The sequence below is a fragment of the Hominibacterium faecale genome, from assembly GCF_020734085.1.
Lineage (GTDB): Bacteria > Bacillota > Clostridia > Peptostreptococcales > Anaerovoracaceae > Hominibacterium > Hominibacterium faecale.
The window spans coordinates 325,729-344,863 of sequence record NZ_JAJAGH010000006.1 but is presented as its reverse complement, the minus strand read 5'-3'; the positions used below and the strand labels follow the sequence as shown (position 1 = coordinate 344,863).

At 44.8% G+C, this 19,135-nt stretch carries 16 protein-coding genes, 1 other RNA gene and 1 riboswitch; of the genes, 16 read left to right on the top strand and 1 reads right to left on the bottom strand.

Annotation, left to right across the window (positions count from 1 at the left end):
• Positions 1 to 5 precede the first annotated feature (5 nt).
• The 15 genes from rpoD (at position 6) to LG211_RS09420 (ending at position 14,021) form a co-directional block, all read left to right on the top strand.
• Positions 6 to 1,178 (top strand): RNA polymerase sigma factor RpoD, encoded by a 1,173-nt coding sequence (rpoD, locus tag LG211_RS09485; protein ID WP_148395069.1) that lies wholly within the window; start codon positions 6 to 8, stop codon positions 1,176 to 1,178.
• Positions 1,179 to 1,180: 2 nt separating this feature from the next.
• On the top strand, positions 1,181 to 1,909 hold the full coding sequence (locus tag LG211_RS09480; protein ID WP_269477380.1) for a tRNA (adenine(22)-N(1))-methyltransferase: 729 nt from the start codon (positions 1,181 to 1,183) through the stop codon (positions 1,907 to 1,909).
• On the top strand, positions 1,910 to 2,704 hold the full coding sequence (locus LG211_RS09475; RefSeq protein WP_253019658.1) for a Nif3-like dinuclear metal center hexameric protein: 795 nt from the start codon (positions 1,910 to 1,912) through the stop codon (positions 2,702 to 2,704).
• A 54-nt stretch (positions 2,705 to 2,758) separates the two neighbouring features.
• Positions 2,759 to 3,110, top strand: an RNA gene (rnpB, locus tag LG211_RS09470) — RNase P RNA component class A.
• A gap of 116 nt (positions 3,111 to 3,226) precedes the next feature.
• Complete coding sequence (locus tag LG211_RS09465; protein WP_148395075.1) at positions 3,227 to 3,418, top strand: hypothetical protein; 192 nt, start codon at positions 3,227 to 3,229, stop codon at positions 3,416 to 3,418.
• A gap of 85 nt (positions 3,419 to 3,503) precedes the next feature.
• Positions 3,504 to 4,052 carry an RNA polymerase sigma factor gene (locus tag LG211_RS09460; RefSeq protein WP_227755201.1) on the top strand — a complete coding sequence of 183 codons (549 nt, stop codon included), beginning with the start codon at positions 3,504 to 3,506 and terminating at the stop codon, positions 4,050 to 4,052.
• Positions 4,042 to 4,668 (top strand): DUF4367 domain-containing protein, encoded by a 627-nt coding sequence (locus LG211_RS09455; protein WP_227755200.1) that lies wholly within the window; start codon positions 4,042 to 4,044, stop codon positions 4,666 to 4,668. The genes LG211_RS09460 and LG211_RS09455 overlap by 11 nt, the downstream gene beginning before the upstream one ends.
• A gap of 93 nt (positions 4,669 to 4,761) precedes the next feature.
• On the top strand, positions 4,762 to 5,241 hold the full coding sequence (locus LG211_RS09450; RefSeq protein WP_148395082.1) for a hypothetical protein: 480 nt from the start codon (positions 4,762 to 4,764) through the stop codon (positions 5,239 to 5,241).
• A gap of 206 nt (positions 5,242 to 5,447) precedes the next feature.
• The gene (locus LG211_RS09445; protein WP_148395084.1) at positions 5,448 to 6,176 is read left to right on the top strand and encodes a hypothetical protein; all 729 of its coding nucleotides are present in this window, start codon (positions 5,448 to 5,450) and stop codon (positions 6,174 to 6,176) included.
• A 201-nt stretch (positions 6,177 to 6,377) separates the two neighbouring features.
• Complete coding sequence (locus LG211_RS09440; RefSeq protein WP_148395086.1) at positions 6,378 to 7,016, top strand: hypothetical protein; 639 nt, start codon at positions 6,378 to 6,380, stop codon at positions 7,014 to 7,016.
• Between the two features lie 160 nt (positions 7,017 to 7,176).
• Positions 7,177 to 9,093 carry an EAL domain-containing protein gene (locus LG211_RS09435; RefSeq protein ID WP_269477379.1) on the top strand — a complete coding sequence of 639 codons (1,917 nt, stop codon included), beginning with the start codon at positions 7,177 to 7,179 and terminating at the stop codon, positions 9,091 to 9,093.
• A 78-nt stretch (positions 9,094 to 9,171) separates the two neighbouring features.
• Positions 9,172 to 9,253, top strand: a riboswitch (ZMP/ZTP riboswitch).
• Between the two features lie 57 nt (positions 9,254 to 9,310).
• The gene (gene pflB, locus LG211_RS09430; protein WP_227755283.1) at positions 9,311 to 11,542 is read left to right on the top strand and encodes a formate C-acetyltransferase; all 2,232 of its coding nucleotides are present in this window, start codon (positions 9,311 to 9,313) and stop codon (positions 11,540 to 11,542) included.
• Positions 11,543 to 11,813: 271 nt separating this feature from the next.
• The gene (locus LG211_RS09425) at positions 11,814 to 12,164 is read left to right on the top strand and encodes a DUF4234 domain-containing protein (protein WP_148395089.1); all 351 of its coding nucleotides are present in this window, start codon (positions 11,814 to 11,816) and stop codon (positions 12,162 to 12,164) included.
• Between the two features lies 1 nt (position 12,165).
• On the top strand, positions 12,166 to 12,546 hold the full coding sequence (locus tag LG211_RS20125) for a DUF2752 domain-containing protein (RefSeq protein ID WP_417448595.1): 381 nt from the start codon (positions 12,166 to 12,168) through the stop codon (positions 12,544 to 12,546).
• Positions 12,547 to 12,635: 89 nt separating this feature from the next.
• Positions 12,636 to 14,021 carry an MATE family efflux transporter gene (locus LG211_RS09420; RefSeq protein ID WP_227755198.1) on the top strand — a complete coding sequence of 462 codons (1,386 nt, stop codon included), beginning with the start codon at positions 12,636 to 12,638 and terminating at the stop codon, positions 14,019 to 14,021.
• Here LG211_RS09420 and LG211_RS09415 read toward each other — a convergent pair.
• On the bottom strand, positions 14,013 to 14,576 hold the full coding sequence (locus LG211_RS09415; RefSeq protein WP_227755197.1) for a hypothetical protein: 564 nt from the start codon (positions 14,574 to 14,576) through the stop codon (positions 14,013 to 14,015). The genes LG211_RS09420 and LG211_RS09415 overlap by 9 nt on opposite strands.
• 279 nt (positions 14,577 to 14,855) lie before the next feature.
• Between LG211_RS09415 and LG211_RS09410 the strand changes: the two genes are divergently transcribed.
• A complete protein-coding gene (locus tag LG211_RS09410) occupies positions 14,856 to 19,115 on the top strand; it encodes a 2-hydroxyacyl-CoA dehydratase (protein WP_269477378.1) in 4,260 nt (1,419 codons plus the stop codon).
• Positions 19,116 to 19,135: the final 20 nt, after the last annotated feature.

The following is a 19,135-nucleotide window of genomic DNA, read 5'->3' as shown; positions in this document are numbered from 1 at the left end:
GGCATATGGCAAAAAAAGAAGCGCAGCAGGAAGTGCAGCAGGAACAAGTGAAAAGCAAACAGCAGCTGATCGATGAGCTAGTTGCCAAGGCAAAGGGAAAGGGTTCATTAACATACACGGAGATTTCCGACCATTTGGGTAATATTGAGCTGGACAAAGAGGATATGGATGACATGTACGAACAGCTCATTCTGAAGGGAATCGCAGTCGTTTCCGAGGTGGAACCGGATGATATCGAGTTAAGCGAACTGGAAGGTGAGGAAGTCGAAGATCCGGATGTAGAAGCGGTCATTGCTGAGAGCGGCAATACAAAAGAGATCGATCTGGAAGCGACGATACCAAAAGGAATCGCAGTGGATGATCCGGTAAGGATGTATTTAAAAGAAATCGGCAAGGTACCCCTCCTTACTGCCCAGGAAGAGATTGAGCTGGCTAAGCGGATGGAGGATGGTGATGAAGAAGCGAAGCAGAAACTGTGTGAGGCCAATTTGCGTCTTGTTGTCAGCATTGCGAAAAAATATGTAGGACGAGGTATGCTGTTTCTGGATTTGATTCAGGAAGGAAACCTTGGACTTATTAAAGCCGTGGATAAATTTGACTGGAAAAAAGGCTACAAATTCAGTACCTATGCTACTTGGTGGATACGGCAGGCAATCACCAGATCAATTGCGGATCAGGCGAGGACGATCCGTATACCAGTGCATATGGTTGAGACGATCAATAAACTGATCCGCGTTTCACGCCAACTGATCCAGGAAAAGGGCAGAGAGGCGACACCTGAGGAAATCGCTGAAGAAATGGGTATTTCAGAAGAAAAGGTTCGGGAAATCCTCAAAATCGCACAGGAACCGGTTTCTCTGGAAACGCCGATCGGCGAGGAAGAGGACAGCCATTTAGGTGATTTTATCCCCGATGAGGACGTGCCCGCTCCGGCCGAAGCCGCAGCCTTTTCCATGCTGAAGGAACAGCTGGTGGAAGTATTGGATACGTTGACCGAACGGGAGCAGAAGGTGCTCAAGCTTCGTTTCGGTCTGGAAGACGGTCGTGCGCGCACGTTGGAAGAGGTCGGCAAGCGGTTCGATGTTACCAGGGAACGAATCAGGCAGATTGAAGCAAAGGCGCTGCGCAAGCTGCGTCATCCAAGCAGGAGTAAAAAGTTAAAGGATTATCTGGAATAAATATGATCAGACTGACAGATAGACTGCAAATCCTTGCAGACCAAATTGAGAAAAACGAAACCATGGCCGATATTGGTACCGACCATGGTTTTTTGCCGATTTATTTATGGGAAAACGGGATCAGCCCCAACGTGATTATGGCGGACGTGAGCGCAGGATCGCTGGACAAGGCCAGATGCAATGCCGCAGCTCTTTACCCGGACATGACTTTCGACCTGCGTCTGGGAGACGGTATTCAGGTGCTGGAAAAAGGCGAGGTGGATGCGGTGGTCCTGGCTGGTATGGGCGGAATTCTGATGACTGAAATCTTGTCCAAGGATCTGGACAAGTCCAAAAGCTTTGGTAAACTTGTTTTTCAGCCGCGCAGCGGACAGGGCAGGCTGCGATGGTGGCTGGTGAACAACGGTTTTTTTATCATTCGGGAAAACCTGGTTCGGGAAGGAAAATATATATGTGAAATCATCACCGCAGTTCCGGAAGCGGGCAGTTTGGGAAATCATTCCCCCATTTCCCGGGCAATGGAAGGCTGCGGTCCCGAGGCTATAGAATACGAGGTTCCCCCTTGGATCAGTTCTGCAGGAGAGCTGGCTGAGGCTTTCATTAAAAACAAGCGGTCCATTGAACGGAATATTTTAAAAGGCCTGAAGAAAAGCATATCGATTGACGAAGAGAAGGTGTTGTTTACAGAAAACAGGGTTTTGTATTTAGAATCCCTTTTAGGAGGTGTTTAGATGGCAATGAAATTGGAAGACGTGGTTGCAAAAATTGAAGAAATCGCATCGCCCGATACTCAGGAAAGCTGGGATAACAGCGGCATTCAGCTTGCTGCCGGTCCTGTGGAAATTCACAGTGTATTGACCACATTGGAGATCACGGATGCGGTGATCGAGGAAGCGGATGAAGAAGGCGTGGATTTAATCGTCACCCACCATCCTTTGATCTTTGGCAGCCTGAAATCCATCGACTATCGGGATATGGTAGGCGCTTATATTGTCCGGCTGCTGAATATGGGGGTTTCCGTCTACTCCTGCCATACACCTTTTGATAAGCTGGATGGAGGAAACAATGATTTTCTGGCGGAGCTGATCGGCCTGAAAGATACCAGCGGGTTCAGCAGCGGAGCTGATTTGGATATGATCGGCCGGGTGGGGCAGCTGGAACAGGAAATGACGCTGGTTGAGGCGCTGGATCTTTTATCTGTTAAGCTGGAGATGGATCCGGAGCAATTCCGTGCAGTGGGCAAACCGGATTCGGTAATTAAAACAGTGGGCATCTGTACCGGAGCCGGTGCGGATTTGATGGAGCTGGCCGCGGCCAATGGATGTCAGCTTTTTGTCACAGGCGATTTGAAATACCACGATGCCCAGAAGGCGAAAGCCCTTGGCCTGGCAGTGATCGATGCCGGCCATTATGGAACGGAAAAATCCTTTGCCGGTAATTTTGCGGATAAATTAATCGAAAAGACCGGCGGGCAGATACAGGTCCTGGCATCCGATGTGGATATCGATCCCTTTGAGATGCTGTAAAATGAAAATCTGGTAGACATAAGCTCCTTGAAAATGATATAATAAACAAAGTTTTGGGTAGTCCAGGCAGTTGCGTGCACCACCTGGGTGTATGAGGAAAGTCCGGGCTCCATAGGGCGAGGATGCCAGATAACGTCTGGCGTAGGTAACTATAGGGAAAGTGCAACAGAAACACACCGCCGAAACGGGTAATGCCGTGGTAAGGTTGAAATGGTGAGGTAAGAGCTCACCGGGAGGTATGGTAACATATTTCCCGTGTAAACCCCATCCGGAGCAAGACCAAATAGGGCAAAGAAGGCGGCTGCCCGTCGCCGCCCGAGAGGTAGGTCGCTGGAGCGTGCTGGTGACAGTACGTCGAGATAGATGATTGCCAAATACAGAACCCGGCTTACGGGCTGCCCGAAACTTATATTATAAAGAATGTTGAAATTTAAACGTTTTTAAAGAACTGACCTTCAAATACTGAATCCGTCTTTTGAGCAATAAGGCGATAGTCTGGTTCATTATTTTGGAGGTTTTTTTATGAAAAAAATTATGGCAGATAACGGAAAAAAGACGATTCAAAAAGTGTATGAGGAGTTTCGAACAAGGTGCAGAGTGAGAGGTTATAGCCCCCATACCATTGCCCGCTATGATGAAATAATACACATTTTTGGGCAATATTATGAATTGGAACCTATATTAAATTATTTGCAAAACTATGGAATGTTTTAACTTGCCACCGGGTACGGTTTGAAGATATACTATCTTTATAATAGTAAGTACTTGGCTCAGTAAACACAGTTCCTTGGAGTAAACAATGTCACCAAAAGATTTCGAAATAGATGCAGATTTAATAGAAGCCTTATTTCTAAGGTATCGTAAAACCATGCAACGTATCGCAAACGCAATCGTTAAAGATGTTCATGAAGCTGATGATATCGTTTCCCTTGCGATGATCAAAATTATGAAAAATATTGGCAAGATCGACAATATTGACACGGACCGGTGCAAGCATTTCATCATGGTGATAACCAAGAATACCGCCCTGAGCGAACTTTCGAAAAAGAAAAATCGAAAAACGGTCACATTTGCTCCTACCGAAATGGTTAATATAGTAGGAGGAAACATTGATTTGCATGAATTTGAAGGGGCATATGGATTCAGTGAAGAAATTACGACCCTGCTGGCGGAACTAAAAGAAGGAGATAAAGACATTTTGTGTTTGAAATACGGCGATGACTATTCCGATACAGAGATTAGTGAGATATTAGAAATCAAGGAAGACACAGTAAGAAAAAGGTTGTCAAGGGCAAGGAAACGGCTGGGTGAAATTCTGGAAGCAGAGAGGTGCGCACGTGGATTATGAACAAAAAGCAGAGGAACTGCTAAAAGCATTGGGCAAAGAATTACATAAAGATCGTGTTGAAGCGTTTAACCAGCTTGATAAAGAGCCGGAACGAAAGCAAATAGACGCAAAGAAAAAGAACAATAGACGTTTTCGCCTCACTTGGGTGGCTATCTTGTGTATTTGTGTGGTCACACTGGGAACAGCTACGGTCACATCGGAAGCATTCCGAACGACGCTATTTGGCTTCTTTTTTTCAGAAGAGGCGGGGCATAGCGATGTGATCCCTGAGGATTCTAAGAAACAAGATGTGCATATTCGCTACCCAAGCTTCCTGCCGGAAGGTTATGCGAAAACAGCGGAAGATGATTTTGACACCATGCATACCCTGACTTATGAAAACAAAAAAACAGGAGACGTCCTTTCTATTACTCAGATCAATGACAAGAGTTTTTCCATGTCCGTTGATACTGAAACCAGCCAGCGGGAACAATGTATGGTTAAAACATACGAGGCCTATTACCTTGGGGGAAATGAAAACCATATGTTGATGTGGGAGGAAGACGGTGTGTATTTTGAAATTACCTCCATGCTAGATCAAAACACTCTGATTAAAATCGCAAATCATCTGGAATAAGAAAAAATATTAAAAAAATTATGAAAAGTGTCACAAATCCCTTCTGAGAATGGTTTTATAAGTAGAAACTATTTTAAAGGAGGGATTTTTATTATGAGAAAAGTGAACGTAGTAGCGGCATTTATGATTTGTATGTTTATCTCGACGGCGGGGACAAGCTTTGCGACAGTTACAGGTGAAGCAGTAGGCGATGAAACAAATGCAAAGACAAAAATTGTAGAAGTGAGTAACGAAGCTGAACCGGAAGTTGAACTTGCATATACTTCTGCATTAAGTGCATTGGCGAAACTTTCAATTTCGAAAGGAAAAGCTATCGCCGTTGCCCAGATTAACGCAAAGTCCTCAAGTTCTATCACATCGGTCAAGGCAACGATTCAAATTATCAATAAAGGGACTGGAAAGATAAAGACTTATTCTGGTACGATGGAGAAGTCGGGGACGAAATATACCTTTGGCAAAACGTATGTACTCCCATCGAGGGGGAATTATTATATGAAGGCAACGATGAAATGCTATAAGGGCAAGGAATTACAGGATACGATAAAAAAAAGCTCCAGGCTGGTTACTTATTAAGTGTGTGTTGTTAAAGTCTTTAGATAGGAAGATATTGGGTTATTAGGTACAGAAGGAGATGATGCATATGATTGTGATATGAGATGGCAATGATTTCAAGGAAGTGAAATTGGAATGATTATCTTATAAAATTAGAGGATAATTTCATATGCAATATGTGGATAAATGTAAATTATTCTGTGTATTTATGGAAAGGAAAATATAAAATGAAAAAGAAAATTACTATAATAACAACAATAATGGCATTAACATTCAGCATGTTAACAACATCAGCTTTTGCACTATCTAACGACACTGATGATGTTGCAACAAATGTATCTATGAAGTACTATGATGATAATGGAAATGTCATAAATGATAGTTATAATCAATTAAAAACGGTGAAACCATTTGAATATGAATCAAATAAAGATGGTCTTAAAGATGAATTGGTTACAGTAGATTCGAACTCAAAAGATGTGAAATTAGATGCGGCAATGGCACCCGGACCAGTCCTTAGGGGATGGAAATCGTATACAGTAAAATCAAGGACGCAAGTTGCTAAATTCAAAAAGATATGTGAAGCAACATGTGACAATCGAAGGGCAGCAAAAGGAAGCAACTTAAAATGTAATATTTCAAAGTCTGCCGCTACTAGTTCAACATGGAGTGTGAACTTAAGTGCCAGTTATGAAAATAAAATCCTAGCGAAAGTTGGTGCTGCATATACAAAAACTAAAGCGGCCAATGCGGCGGTAGGATTATCAGATTCGGTGTGGGTTCCTAAAGGAAAGCAAGGTAAAATTACTGCACATTATAAAGGGTTAAAGTCAACAGGATATATAACATATAATTTAATACAAAATAATAGAATTATTGGGACTGAAAAGAAAGATACTAAGCAAACGAATCACTTTAAGACACTAAATGTTCATTTTGATAAAAACGTGTGGTAATGTAATGGATACTAGGGAGCGAAGCGGAAAAAAATTCAGCCAACTTTGGTAAGCTGATGACAATAAATACAGAATCGGTAACCGCAGAGTTCTGATAGGGTTAAGTTGTATGCGTCAGTAGCGTATATGTTGCTTGAATGAGGGATATGGGCAGTAATGCCCATATCTACTTATTTCGAGTATAGTGAAACGGAGCAGAAAATGATAAAGAAAAATAATCAAAAAAAGCTATTGTTGATGATATTGATAACGGTTGTAATGATATTATTCTTGGCGTGCAGTACTAATGAGGATAAGGACTCACAAGAAAATACCACAAATAGCAATCCCAATCCCAGTGAACAATACAGCAAGTTTGTAAAAGACGTACACAGAATAAACAAAGAGAAATTCGAAAACTTTGTTTTAATATCTCAGCCTGGTGTCAATAACGTATTTATGACAATGCCTGAGACCAATCTGGATGATAGAGAAAAGGACTCATTGGCTGATGGATCCCCGTCAAAATATATATTTGAATTCACGAACCAAAAAGGTGATCTATACATTAGAACAACATTTCTGTACTACTCAATGAACGAAAATGGCATATTGCTGCAAAGCATTATTGCGCCGGACACTAGACTGGAGAGGACAGGAGACTATCAGAACGTGGTTCAAAATGTACCAAGTGTATTATCGGATTTAATTAGTATCAATGGTTATACAGTATTAATTGAAAGTACCCTATTAAATGGGGTAGATAAAGGGTCAGATGAAAAAAATACAGAATATTTATTAGCTGAGGAACTTAAGTTTGTAAAAGAGTTAGAAGGATTTTTGAAAAGCATAACGACTTAGATTTTTAGATGCCTTAGAATGGCTGCCCGAAACTTATAAAAGATTGAAAATAAAGGCCTAGTATGGTAAACTTCTAGAGAAGAATCATTATTCTAGAAGTTTTTTTTGTTGGTGCAGTTGCTCCGTAAATCCATATCAAAAGAGGTAAAAGAGGTGCCCAATGCATTGGAATATTGCAGCAGAATGTATTTCACTCGTATACTTGCTTATCATTTGGTTCTATTCCCGAAAAAGCAGCTTGGTCCCATCGCTGAAAAACCGCTTGTTCTACTTTTGTTTCGCAGCGACTTTTTGCGCGATCGGCTTTAACATTTTATCGACCGCAATGCTTTCATACCCGGAGCACTCCATCAATCTTTTGACCTGGCTTGTGACGACCATCTATTTCATCGCCACTCCTCTGATGGGAATGGCTTACTTTTTCTATACCATCGCAACAGTCTTCGAAGGCCAGGGAAACGCCCTTAAAATCATGAAATGGACATCTATTCCAGGAATTTTCTACTTGGTGCTGGTGTTGATCAACCCCTTCTGCAAAGAGCTGTTCCACATCGACGCATCCGGCGCATATTTCCAGGGACCCCTGATCATAACCACTTACCTGATCTTCTACATTTACTGCCTGGCAGCGATCACCGTCGCTTTTGTCAGAACAAAACAGGTGGACCCCATTATTAGAAAAATTCTGGCCACCTTTCCCATTATCGCAGTGCTGGTCATCATTGTTCAGCAGCTTTATCCCACCGTCATTTTGTCCGGATCCGCCGCCACCTGCGCGCTGCTGATCATCTATTTGTATTTGCAGAACAAACAGAATTCCACCGATTATTTAACCGGATTGCCCAACAGGCAGGAATTCCTCAAAATGCTGGAATTGCAGACGAGAAAATCGCGAAATTTTACCCTCATTGTACTCTCGCTGAGGGACTTTCGCCGCGTCAACGATACATACGGCCAGCATACAGGGGATCGATTTCTACGTGAAATTGGAAACTTTTTAATTAAAAGAGCGCAACCGCATTGTTTATATCGTTACGGAGGAGATGAATTTGCTCTGCTCTGTCAAGGGACAAGCGATCAAGACATAAAAAAGATTGTAGAGAGCCTGACCGCCCGTATGCAGGAACCCTGGTCAGTAGACGAAAACAGCTGTGTCATTCCGGCAGCCATCGGTATCGTACGCTATCCTCAAAGCGCAAAGGTTGTCGAAGATTTAATCAATGGCATTGAATATGCAGTAGCCAAGGCAAAAGACAGCAAGCGGGCAGGCGCGTATTACTGCGGTCAGGAGATGCTGAAAGCAGTGCGCAGGCGATCACAGATTATCACTATTTTAGAGAAAAACCTGGAAGCAAACACCTTTTCTGTTTTTTATCAGCCGATCATATCTAATCATACCGGACAATATGTGGTTGCCGAATCCCTCTTGCGAATTCCCAATTCGCCTCTTGGTCCTTTGTATCCCAACGAATTTATTCCCATTGCAGAGGATACGGGGATCATTGTCGATATCACCTATCAGGTTTTACAAAAGACATGCCGGTTCATCAATCGAATATCAGAAGTAAACCCTAATTTTGAAGGGGTCCATGTGAATTTTTCCGGGCATATGTTCTCACAGATAGATTTGGCGGACCGGGTGGAGGGAATTATAACCAGCAGCGGTACTCCTTTTAACAAGATCAAAATAGAGATAACCGAAAGCATTTTGCTGGAAAACACTAAATGCGTCAGTGAGTTCGCAGAGCGTATGCAGAAAAAAGGTGTACGCATGGAGCTGGATGATTTCGGGACAGGCTATTCCAATATTGTATCTGTTATGACCATGCCTCTGGATACGGTAAAATTGGATAAAAGCCTGATTTGGGCTGCCATGAATAGTAAAAAGTCCGCGATGATGGTCAGAAGTATTACAAGAATTTTCCACGAAATGGGGATGCAGGTATTAGCGGAAGGCGTAGAGACAGAGGAACAAGAACGCTTTGTCAGCCAATGCGGAATTGATTTGATCCAAGGATTCCTGTTTGCCAAACCAATGGCCGAAGATGAAGCGTTTGCTTGGCTCAGAAAACTTTGAGCAGCCGCAGCCGTAGGAAATTTTGAACAATATTCACATAAAATTTCTTGACAATAACCCCCAAGATATAGTATATTCAAAAAGTCATATGACTGACGGAAGTGGAAAAAACCACATGGAGTATGATCGTGAACTAAAGCCGACCGTCTGGGCTAAGAAAAAGCCCGGATGGTGCGGCTTTTTCTATTTTGATCGATTATATGGAGGGAAAGATAACATGCGCAAAGAATGGGAAGGATTTAATAGCGGAAACTGGAGACACGTGATCGATGTAAGGAATTTTATTCAAAAAAACGTAACGCCCTACAGCGGCGACGACTCTTTTTTGGAAGGACCCACCGCACGAACGGAAAAAGTCTGGAACAGATGCAAAGAGCTGTTGCTGGAAGAGATCGAACATGGTATTTATGATGTAGAAACTGACGTAGTTTCCGGTATCGATAACTTTAAGCCGGGATACATTGATCAGGAAAACGAAGTGATCGTAGGACTTCAGACAGATGCTCCTCTCAAACGCATGATCAACCTCTACGGCGGTATCCGTATGGCTGAATCCGCCCTGGAGCAGTACGGATATGAAATGAATCCGGAAATCAAACGGCGTTTTCATGAATTCCGTAAAACCCACAATGAAGGTGTGTTCGATGCTTATCCCAATCGAACCAAGGTTGCAAGACATAACGGCCTTTTGACCGGCCTTCCCGATGCCTATGGAAGAGGCCGGATCATCGGCGATTACAGGAGAATTGCGCTCTACGGCATCGATTATCTGATCGAGCAGAAACAGCAGGATATTGAGATGGCCGACGGTCCGATGACCGATGAGCTGATCCGTATCCGGGAAGAGCTCCGCGAGCAGGTGCGCGCACTGAAAGAAGTTAAGGCCATGGCTGCAAAGTATGGAATCGACCTGAGCCAGCCTGCGGCCGACGCTCGTGAGGCCGTACAGTTTGTGTACCTGGGATACCTGGCCGGTGTTAAGGAGAACAACGGAGCGGCCACTTCTTTGGGAAGAACGTCCACCTTCCTGGATATCTATATCCAGCGCGATCTGGAGCGGGGGACGCTGACGGAAAAAGAAGCCCAGGAATTGATCGATCAGTTTGTCATTAAGCTGCGCTTGGTGCGCCATCTGAGAACCCCCGAATACAACGAACTCTTTGGAGGCGATCCTACCTGGGTAACGGAAGCCATCGGAGGTATGAGCGTAAAGGGAACAACGCTGGTTACGAAAAACTCCTTCCGTTATCTCCATACCCTGAAAAACCTCGGTACAGCGCCGGAGCCCAATCTGACCGTGCTCTGGAGCCAGAATCTTCCGGAAAATTTCAAGCGCTACTGTACCAAGATGAGTATTGAGACCGATTCCATCCAGTATGAAAACGATGACGTGATGCGCCCTGTTTACGGCGACGATTATGCCATTTCCTGCTGCGTTTCCGCCATGAGCGTGGGCAAGCAGATGCAGTTTTTCGGCGCCCGGGCCAATGTGATCAAATCCCTGCTCTATGCCATCAACGGCGGCGTGGACGAGCTGACGGGCGATCTGGTCATCCCCAAAATCAAGCCTCTTGAATACGACGATGTTTTGGATTTCAACGAAGTTATGCTCAGCTATAAGAAAGTACTTGCTTATGTTGCCGAGCTCTATGTGGATACTATGAATGTGATCCATTATATGCATGATAAATACGCCTATGAAGCAAGCCAGATGGCCCTGCATGATACCCACGTTGAAAGGCTGACGGCTTTCGGCATCGCAGGACTTTCCTGTGCAGCGGATTCGCTTTCTGCGATTAAATTTGCAAAAGTCCGCCCGGTTCGCAATGAACAGGGCGTTGCCGTTGATTTTGAAGTAGAAGGGGATTTCCCCAAATACGGAAATGACGACGATGCAGTCGACGATATTGCCATTGAAATTGTTAAGCATTTTTCCGCAGAGCTGAAAAAGCATCCGATGTACAGAGATGCCAGACATACGCTGTCAGCATTGACCATCACTTCCAATGTCATGTATGGGAAAAAGACCGGGAACACACCGGACGGCAGAAAATATGGAGAACCGCTGGCGCCGGGAGCAAACCCGATGCACGGAAGAGATGTGAACGGTGCAGTGGCTTCGCTCAATACCGTTGCAAAGATTCCATATCGCACCGTATGCCAGGACGGCGTTTCCAATACCTTCTCCATTGTCCCGGAAGCACTGGGCAAGGATGCGCCACAGCAGGAATACAATTTAGTGTCGCTGCTGGACGGTTACTTCTGCCAGGGAGCTCATCATCTCAACGTGAATGTGATGCGAAAAGAGCTTTTGAAAAAAGCAATGGAGCATCCGGAACAGTATCCGTCTCTAACGATCCGTGTATCCGGCTACGCCGTCAACTTTGTGCGCCTCAGCAGAGAGCAGCAGGAAGAAGTGATCAAGCGGACTTTCCACGGAGCAATGTAAGACCTTGAATCATATAAGATAAAAAGTGCGCATATCATAAGAAGGGCGGCCCAAGGCCTCTTGGGCTGGTCTTCGGGAAATAATCGCTGGAAAAGGTGTTAGCAGCTGCTAGCGATAAAATGGTAAAAAGCCTGCCGCTTTCGACTGGTGAAAGACGTAATTATGACATTATTATTAATAATTCCTGATTTTTCTTGCATAAGAACTGGCATCAATCTATAATTGGAACGTATCATAGGATTAGTAAGTAAAAGAAGGGATAGAAACAGAAATGAACAGAAACATAGCTTTATCGATTGTATTATCGATTGTAACCTGCGGCATTTATTCGATCTATTGGTTTGTTGTGCTGACTGACGAGGTGAATCGGGAAAAGCCGGAATACGCTGCGGATATGTCCGGTATCGCCTGTTTTTTGCTCAGCCTGATCACCTGCAACATCTATGGTATCTATTGGGCGTTTAAAATGGGGGAAAAACTGGATACGATCAAATCGGAAAGGGGCATCGTTACCGGCCATGACAGCAATGTGCTGTACTTGATCCTGGAATTGTTCGGATTTAACATCATTGTGCTGGCCTTATCCCAAAACGAGATGAATAAAATTCACCCGATTTATTAGCATGATGGAGTCTGGCAGAAAACGCTGCAGAAAAGTTGCTTTGATCTGGGGAAGCCTCCTTTCGGCAGGCCTAATCTTTGCATACGGAGCTGTTCACTGGGGGTGGTGGCTGCCTTGTATTTTTAATCAGGCCACGGGCCTTAAATGCCCAGGCTGCGGAGTATCACGGATGTGTCTTGCCCTTTTGCGCTTTGATTTTGCCGCCGCATTTTCCTGGAATCCAGCAGTTTTTCTTTGCCTCCCCTTTCTTGCGTATCTGTTGATCTCGCTCAGTCTGCGGTACATACGTCTGGGCGGTTTGCAGCTGAGCAAGTGGCAGCAGCGGGGATGCTGGATAATGGTCGCATTTCTGCTGGCCTTTGGAATTTTTAGAAATCTGTAAAGGTTTTTTATACAAATAAACAGGAAACTTTGTTGAATTTTGTTTCAAATCGTAATATAATATCTCCTTGTGATAAGGAGGTATTTTTTATGAGTGAACAGATTCAGGGAAACAAGATGGGCACTATGCCGATCGGAAAATTGATTGCGACTATGTCCTGGCCAGCTATTTTATCCATGTTGATTCAGGCGCTTTATAACATTGTCGACAGTATCTTTGTGTCGATGATCAGTGAGCAGGCTTTGTCTGCGGTTACCTACATCTTTCCTGTGCAGATGCTGCTTATCGCAGTTGGCGTCGGTACCGGCGTCGGCATCAATTCTCTCATCTCCAGAAGATTGGGAGCCAAACGCTTTGAAGAAGCCAATATGGCGGCAAGCTGCGGTTACCGGCTGTCCTTTTTCAATTGGATTGGATTTGCCTTAATCGGAATCATTTTTTCCAACATTTACATGAATTTTCTTTCCGATACGCCCTATATTGTGGAGAACGGGATTGACTACATGCGTATCATTACAATTGGTTCGATTTTTGTATTGGTACAAGTTACAACCGAGAAGATTCTTCAGGCAACTGGAAATATGCTCTTTCCAATGCTTTGCAGCATAGTAGGAGCCGCAACGAACATTGTTCTGGATCCGATTTTGATCTTTGGAATCGGCCCATTCCCCCAAATGGGTGTTACCGGCGCAGCGGTAGCTACGATCATCGGACAACTGTTTTCCATGATCTTGGGACAAATTCTTCTGTTTAGAAAGGACCATCAAGTGGTTGTAAAAGTTCGCGGCTTTAAGATGGAAAAAAACGTAATACGGGATATTTATTCGGTAGGTCTTCCGGCTATTTTAATGCAGGCGATGCTTTCCATTCTCCAATTTGGGCTCAACGCTATTTTGGCAGGTCTTTCTGAAACGGCAGTTGCTGTAAATGGTGTCTATGGAAGATTGCAATCCTTTATCTTCATGCCGGTGTTCGGCCTCAACCAAGGTGCTTTGCCGGTAATGGGGTACAACTACGGAGCCAGGGACAAAGAACGTCTGACAAAGGCATTTAAAGTGGCCTTTTTGATAGCATTTGTGATTATGACTGTGGGCTTGATTCTATTTCAGCTGTTCCCGCGTCAGTTTTTAAGTCTTTTCAATGCCTCCGAAGGTATGTATCAAATCGGGATTCCGGCGCTGCGGACCATCAGTCTCTGTTTTATTCCCGCCTCCTTTGGTATCCTGGCATCGTCCTTTTTCCAGGCCACGGGGCACGGCGTCATGAGCCTTTGGGCATCGCTGATCCGCCAGATGATTGGAATTCTGCCCCTGGCGTGGCTGCTGGCCAGATTAGGAGGATTGGGAATGGTATGGTACGCTTTTCCCATCGCAGAAGTAATGGGAATTGTCTTCAGTATTATCGCCATGCGCCATATTTTCAAAAAAGATATTGCCAGACTGGATGCGAACGAATCGCCCGCATCCTCAACGTAGAATTTTAATGGGGACGCCGTCAGCTTCCCGGTCCTCGGAATCCATACGTACCAGATCATATATGAGAGGATCCTCAATCAAATGCGTCCAGACTGTATAAGTAGCCTGGATAAAAGAATGGCTGAGGACGATCTCCTTCTCAATCAAAGGGCAGGAATAGGGAAGGGGCACTGTAGATAAAATCAAGTGCAGCCTTCCTTTTTTTAAGTGGGGTGCCAGGGGGAAAAAACGGCATTGGAGCGGTCTATGTTTCCTGGGGCATAGTGGCGGCGTTTTACAACGTATAAAATAGATTTTGCCAAACCAGGAGTCGGGGAAATCAAAGTCTTCAGCCAGTTCTTCCGACCATTTAAGCCAGTTTTCCTGCTGTGTGAATAACTTTTCTTCCCCGGGAAGCAAATAAATTCCCAGCTTAAAATCATCATCATCGCTGTCTCCGCCGCAGGTGCAGCAGGCAGCGCCGCATAGCTTTCCGCAGTCCGATTCAATGGGAGAAACCCGGTCCAGCAGCCGGTAAATAGCCTGATAGGTACTTTTTCGTATTGTGCTTTTCATACAAAACTCCTTCGTTATTCTCAAAAATTAGTATAACATAAATGAAAAAGCCTGTGCTATAATAGACCTCAATCTTGATTAATTTGTTTTATTGCTGAAAGAACGGGTATATATATAAGTAGTTTTTGACGAAATTGTAGGGACTTCCGTAGGTTTTTATGCTATAATAGACGCATTGTTTTATGCTGCAGCAAATATAAAAAATTTGTGAGAAACCTGCTGCGGCAATGCATACAGGCTATGATACCCTAAAATAGTTTCATGTGTAATGAGGTAATTATGAGATTAGGTATAGATGTAGGATCAACAACAGTAAAGTTAGTTCTGCTGGATGAAAGCGGAACAATTATATACAGCCGCTATGAGCGGCATATGTCCAATGTATTCGAAACGGTTGTCCAGCTGCTGCAGGACCTCCACGACCAGTATCCTCAGGCAGTGGTAAGTTCTGTTATAACTGGCTCGGGCGGCCTTTCTCTATCCCAGCTGCTGCAGATTCCGTTTGAGCAGGAAGTTGTAACTTGCAGCAGGGCAGTGGAGACCCTGATTCCCCAGACAGACGTAGCAATTGAGCTGGGCGGGGAAGATGCGAAAATTACATTTTATGGTCAGACGATTGAGCAGCGTATGAATGGAACTTGCGCCGGCGGCACGGGAGCCTTTATCGATCAGATGGCCGTGCTTCTCAATACAGATGCTTCTGGACTTAACGAAGCTGCAAAGAGCCAGAAGATGATCTATCCTATCGCCGCCCGCTGCGGCGTATTTGCGAAAACAGATATTCAGCCGCTAATTAATGAAGGGGCTGGTATTGAGGACTTGTCTGCTTCGATTTTTCAGGCAGTGGTCAATCAAACGATCAGTGGATTGGCCTGTGGGCGGACGATCAAAGGCAAGGTAGCATTCCTAGGCGGACCGCTTTCTTTCTTGTCTGAGTTGAGACGCCGTTTCATCGAAACGCTGGATCTTTCGGAAGAAGATGTGATTTTTCCTGAAAACTCCAAATATTTTGTAGCCATTGGTGCTGCTATGACGGCAGACAAATATGAGGAAGCCCCCCTGACTGGGATCGTAGAACGGATTGAGAAAGCTGATCAGTCAGAACTGTCCGATACCCGTCATATTGAACCCTTGTTTCAGAATCACGGCGAGTATGAAGAGTTTGTAAACCGTCATCGCAAGGATACCATCAAACGAAAAGACATCAAAAAGGCCAGGGGCAAACTGTTCCTTGGAATTGACGCCGGCTCTACGACTACCAAGGCGGCGCTCATTGACAACGAAAAGCACCTGCTCTATTCCTTCTACAAAAATAATGAGGGAAAGCCCATTGAAGCCGTTATGATGATGCTCAAGGAGTTGTACGCCATGATACCCAAGGATGCGTTCATTGCCAACTCCACGGTTACCGGATACGGGGAAGGCCTGATCAAGGCGGCCTTTAAGGTTGACTTGGGTGAAATTGAGACCATGGCCCATTATAAGGGTGCGGAGGAATTTCTTCCGGGCGTTGAGTTTATTCTCGATATCGGCGGCCAGGATATGAAATGCATGAAGATCAAAGATAATGCCATTTACAATATCATGCTCAATGAAGCCTGTTCATCAGGGTGCGGCTCCTTCATCGAAACGTATGCCAAATCAGTAAATATGGATGTACAGACCTTTGCCAGAGAAGCTCTGTTTGCCAAGGCTCCGGTTGATCTGGGGACTCGCTGCACGGTCTTTATGAATTCGAAAGTAAAACAGGCACAAAAGGAAGGTGCTACCATTGGAGATATATCCGCCGGCCTTTCCTACAGTGTGATTAAAAATGCTTTATATAAAGTGATAAAACTGCGAAATCCGGAAGATGCAGGGCAGAAAATTGTCGTTCAAGGAGGCACCTTCTTAAACGATGCAGTACTTCGCAGTATCGAAAAGATTATCGGTAAAGATGTGGTGCGTCCAGATATTTCGGGGATCATGGGCGCATACGGTGCAGCGGTCATCGCTAGGGAAAATTATGTTAAGGATACGGAATCGTCTATTCTCAAAATGGATGAAATGGATTCGTTTACCGTAGAAAATACCCACACCCGATGCAAAGGCTGCGAGAACAATTGTCTGCTGACAATCAATAAATTCAACGACGGAAGCCGTTTTATCACCGGAAACCGCTGTGAAAAAGGCGAGGGCAAGACCAACGAGGAAAACAAACTGCCCAATTTGTATGAATATAAGTTTAAACGGCTGTTCAGCTATACGCCGCTGACAGAAGAAGATTCTACCAGAGGCACCATCGGCATTCCGAGGGTTTTGAATATGTATGAGAACTATCCCTTCTGGTTTGTATTTTTTACGGAACTGGGATTTCGGGTGCAGCTGTCTCCTCCGTCCAGCAAAGAATTGTATGAAAGCGGTATGGAAACCATTTCTTCCGATACGGCTTGCTATCCGGCAAAACTGGTTCACGGGCATATCAAATGGCTGGTGGATCAAGGGGTGAAATGGATTTTTTACCCCAGTATCAACTATGAGCACATAGAAGACCCAACAGCGCCCAACCACTATAATTGCCCAATTGTAGCGACTTACCCGGAAGTAATAGCCGGGAACATGGACGATGTGTTCGAGGAAAACGGCGTTACTTTCTCCCATCCGTTCATTCCCTATGATAACGATGAATTTCTGGCAAGAGAAATGTATAAAGTCCTAAAACGGAGCGGCGTTACTAGAACCCATGTGGAATACGCTGTGAAGCGGGGCCGCCAGGAGGATAAGCGATTCCGCGACGACCTGAAGAAAAAAGGCGAATATTCTTTGAAATACGCCAGAGACCATAAGAAGAAAGCCATTGTTCTGGCCGGACGTCCATATCACTTGGACCCTGAAATCAATCATGGAATTGATCAGATTATCAGCTCCTTTGATATGGTTGTCGTAACAGAGGACTCCATTGCCCATCTGGGCAAACTGGCCCGGCCGCTGCGAGTACTGGACCAGTGGATGTATCATTCCCGTCTGTATAAAGCGGCAACTTTTGTCGGAACCACCGATGATGTGGAGCTGGTGCAGCTGAACTCTTTCGGATGCGGTCTGGATGCCGTAACCACCGATCAAGTGGAAGAAATTACAAAGAAAAACAACAAACTTTACACGGTACTGAAGATTGATGAGGGTTCTAACCTGGGGGCTGCCAGAATTCGAATCCGTTCGTTGAAAGCGGCTATGGATGAGCGGGAAAAGAATAACATTCAGCATATTGAAAACAGAGAGCCGTATAAACGTAAATATTTTACAAAGGAAATGCGAAAGGATTACACGCTGCTCATACCGGAGATGTCACCGATGCATTTTCAATTTATGGAAACTGCGCTTAAGAAGGCAGGATATAATGCGGTTCTGCTTCCCACCGTTGATAAAAACGCAGTGGATGAAGGTCTGAAATACATAAATAACGATGCCTGCTATCCAACGATCGTGACCTTGGGGCAGATTATCTCTTATCTCAAATCGGGAGCGGTGGATCTGGATCGGACCGCGGTCTTCATGAGCCAGACCGGAGGAGGCTGCAGAGCCAGCAATTATGTGTCCTTGCTGCGAAAGGCTTTGAAGGATATGGATATGGAACAAATTCCGGTGGTTTCAGTTAATATGGCCGGGCTGGAATCCAATCCCGGCTTTAAGCTGAGCGCCGGACTGATTAAACGTATGTTGATGGCCATGGTTTACGGGGATGTGTTCATGCGGGTGCTGTATGCCACCAGGCCTTATGAAGAAGAGCTCGGTTCGGCTAACGCTCTCTTTGAAAAGTGGTCCAGATTGGCCAGACGAACCATCTATACCGGAAGCGTGCATAAATTCAAAAAATTTGTAAAAGAAATTGTTAAGGACTTTGACGCACTGCCGCTCCGTGATGTTAAAAAACCCAAGGTTGGAGTAGTGGGGGAGATTTTGGTGAAATACCACCCCAACGCAAATAACGACATTGTGGGTACGATTGAGCGGGAAGGCGGCGAAGCAGTTGTTCTCGATTTGGTTGACTTTTTCCTCTATGGAATGTATAGTAAGAAATTTAATTTTGAACATTTGTCGGGAACCTATAAGTCCATGCTCTTTAATGCTGGTGCCATAAAAGCAATCGAGTACTTCCGTAAGCCGGCTCGGGAGGCCCTGCGCGCCAGCGTGCGTTTTGAGGAGCCGATGCATATTGAAGATATAGCAGCAAAAGCCAGCGAAATCATTTCTCTGGGCAATCAATGCGGAGAAGGCTGGCTGCTGACCGGCGAAATGGTCGATTTGATCGACAGCGGCGTGGAAAACATCGTTTGTATGCAGCCCTTTGCCTGCCTGCCCAACCATGTAACAGGAAAAGGTATGATGAAGGCCATGCGCAAGCGCAATCCATTGGCAAACATTGCTGCCATTGACTATGATCCGGGTGCCAGCGATGTTAACCAGTTGAATCGTATTAAGTTGATGATGGCTACCGCATATAAAAATATGGAAAAAACGGGAAATGGTGGCTTTGAGGAGCTGGAAGAAACTGCAAAATAATAAAGCGGATCAAGAGGCTG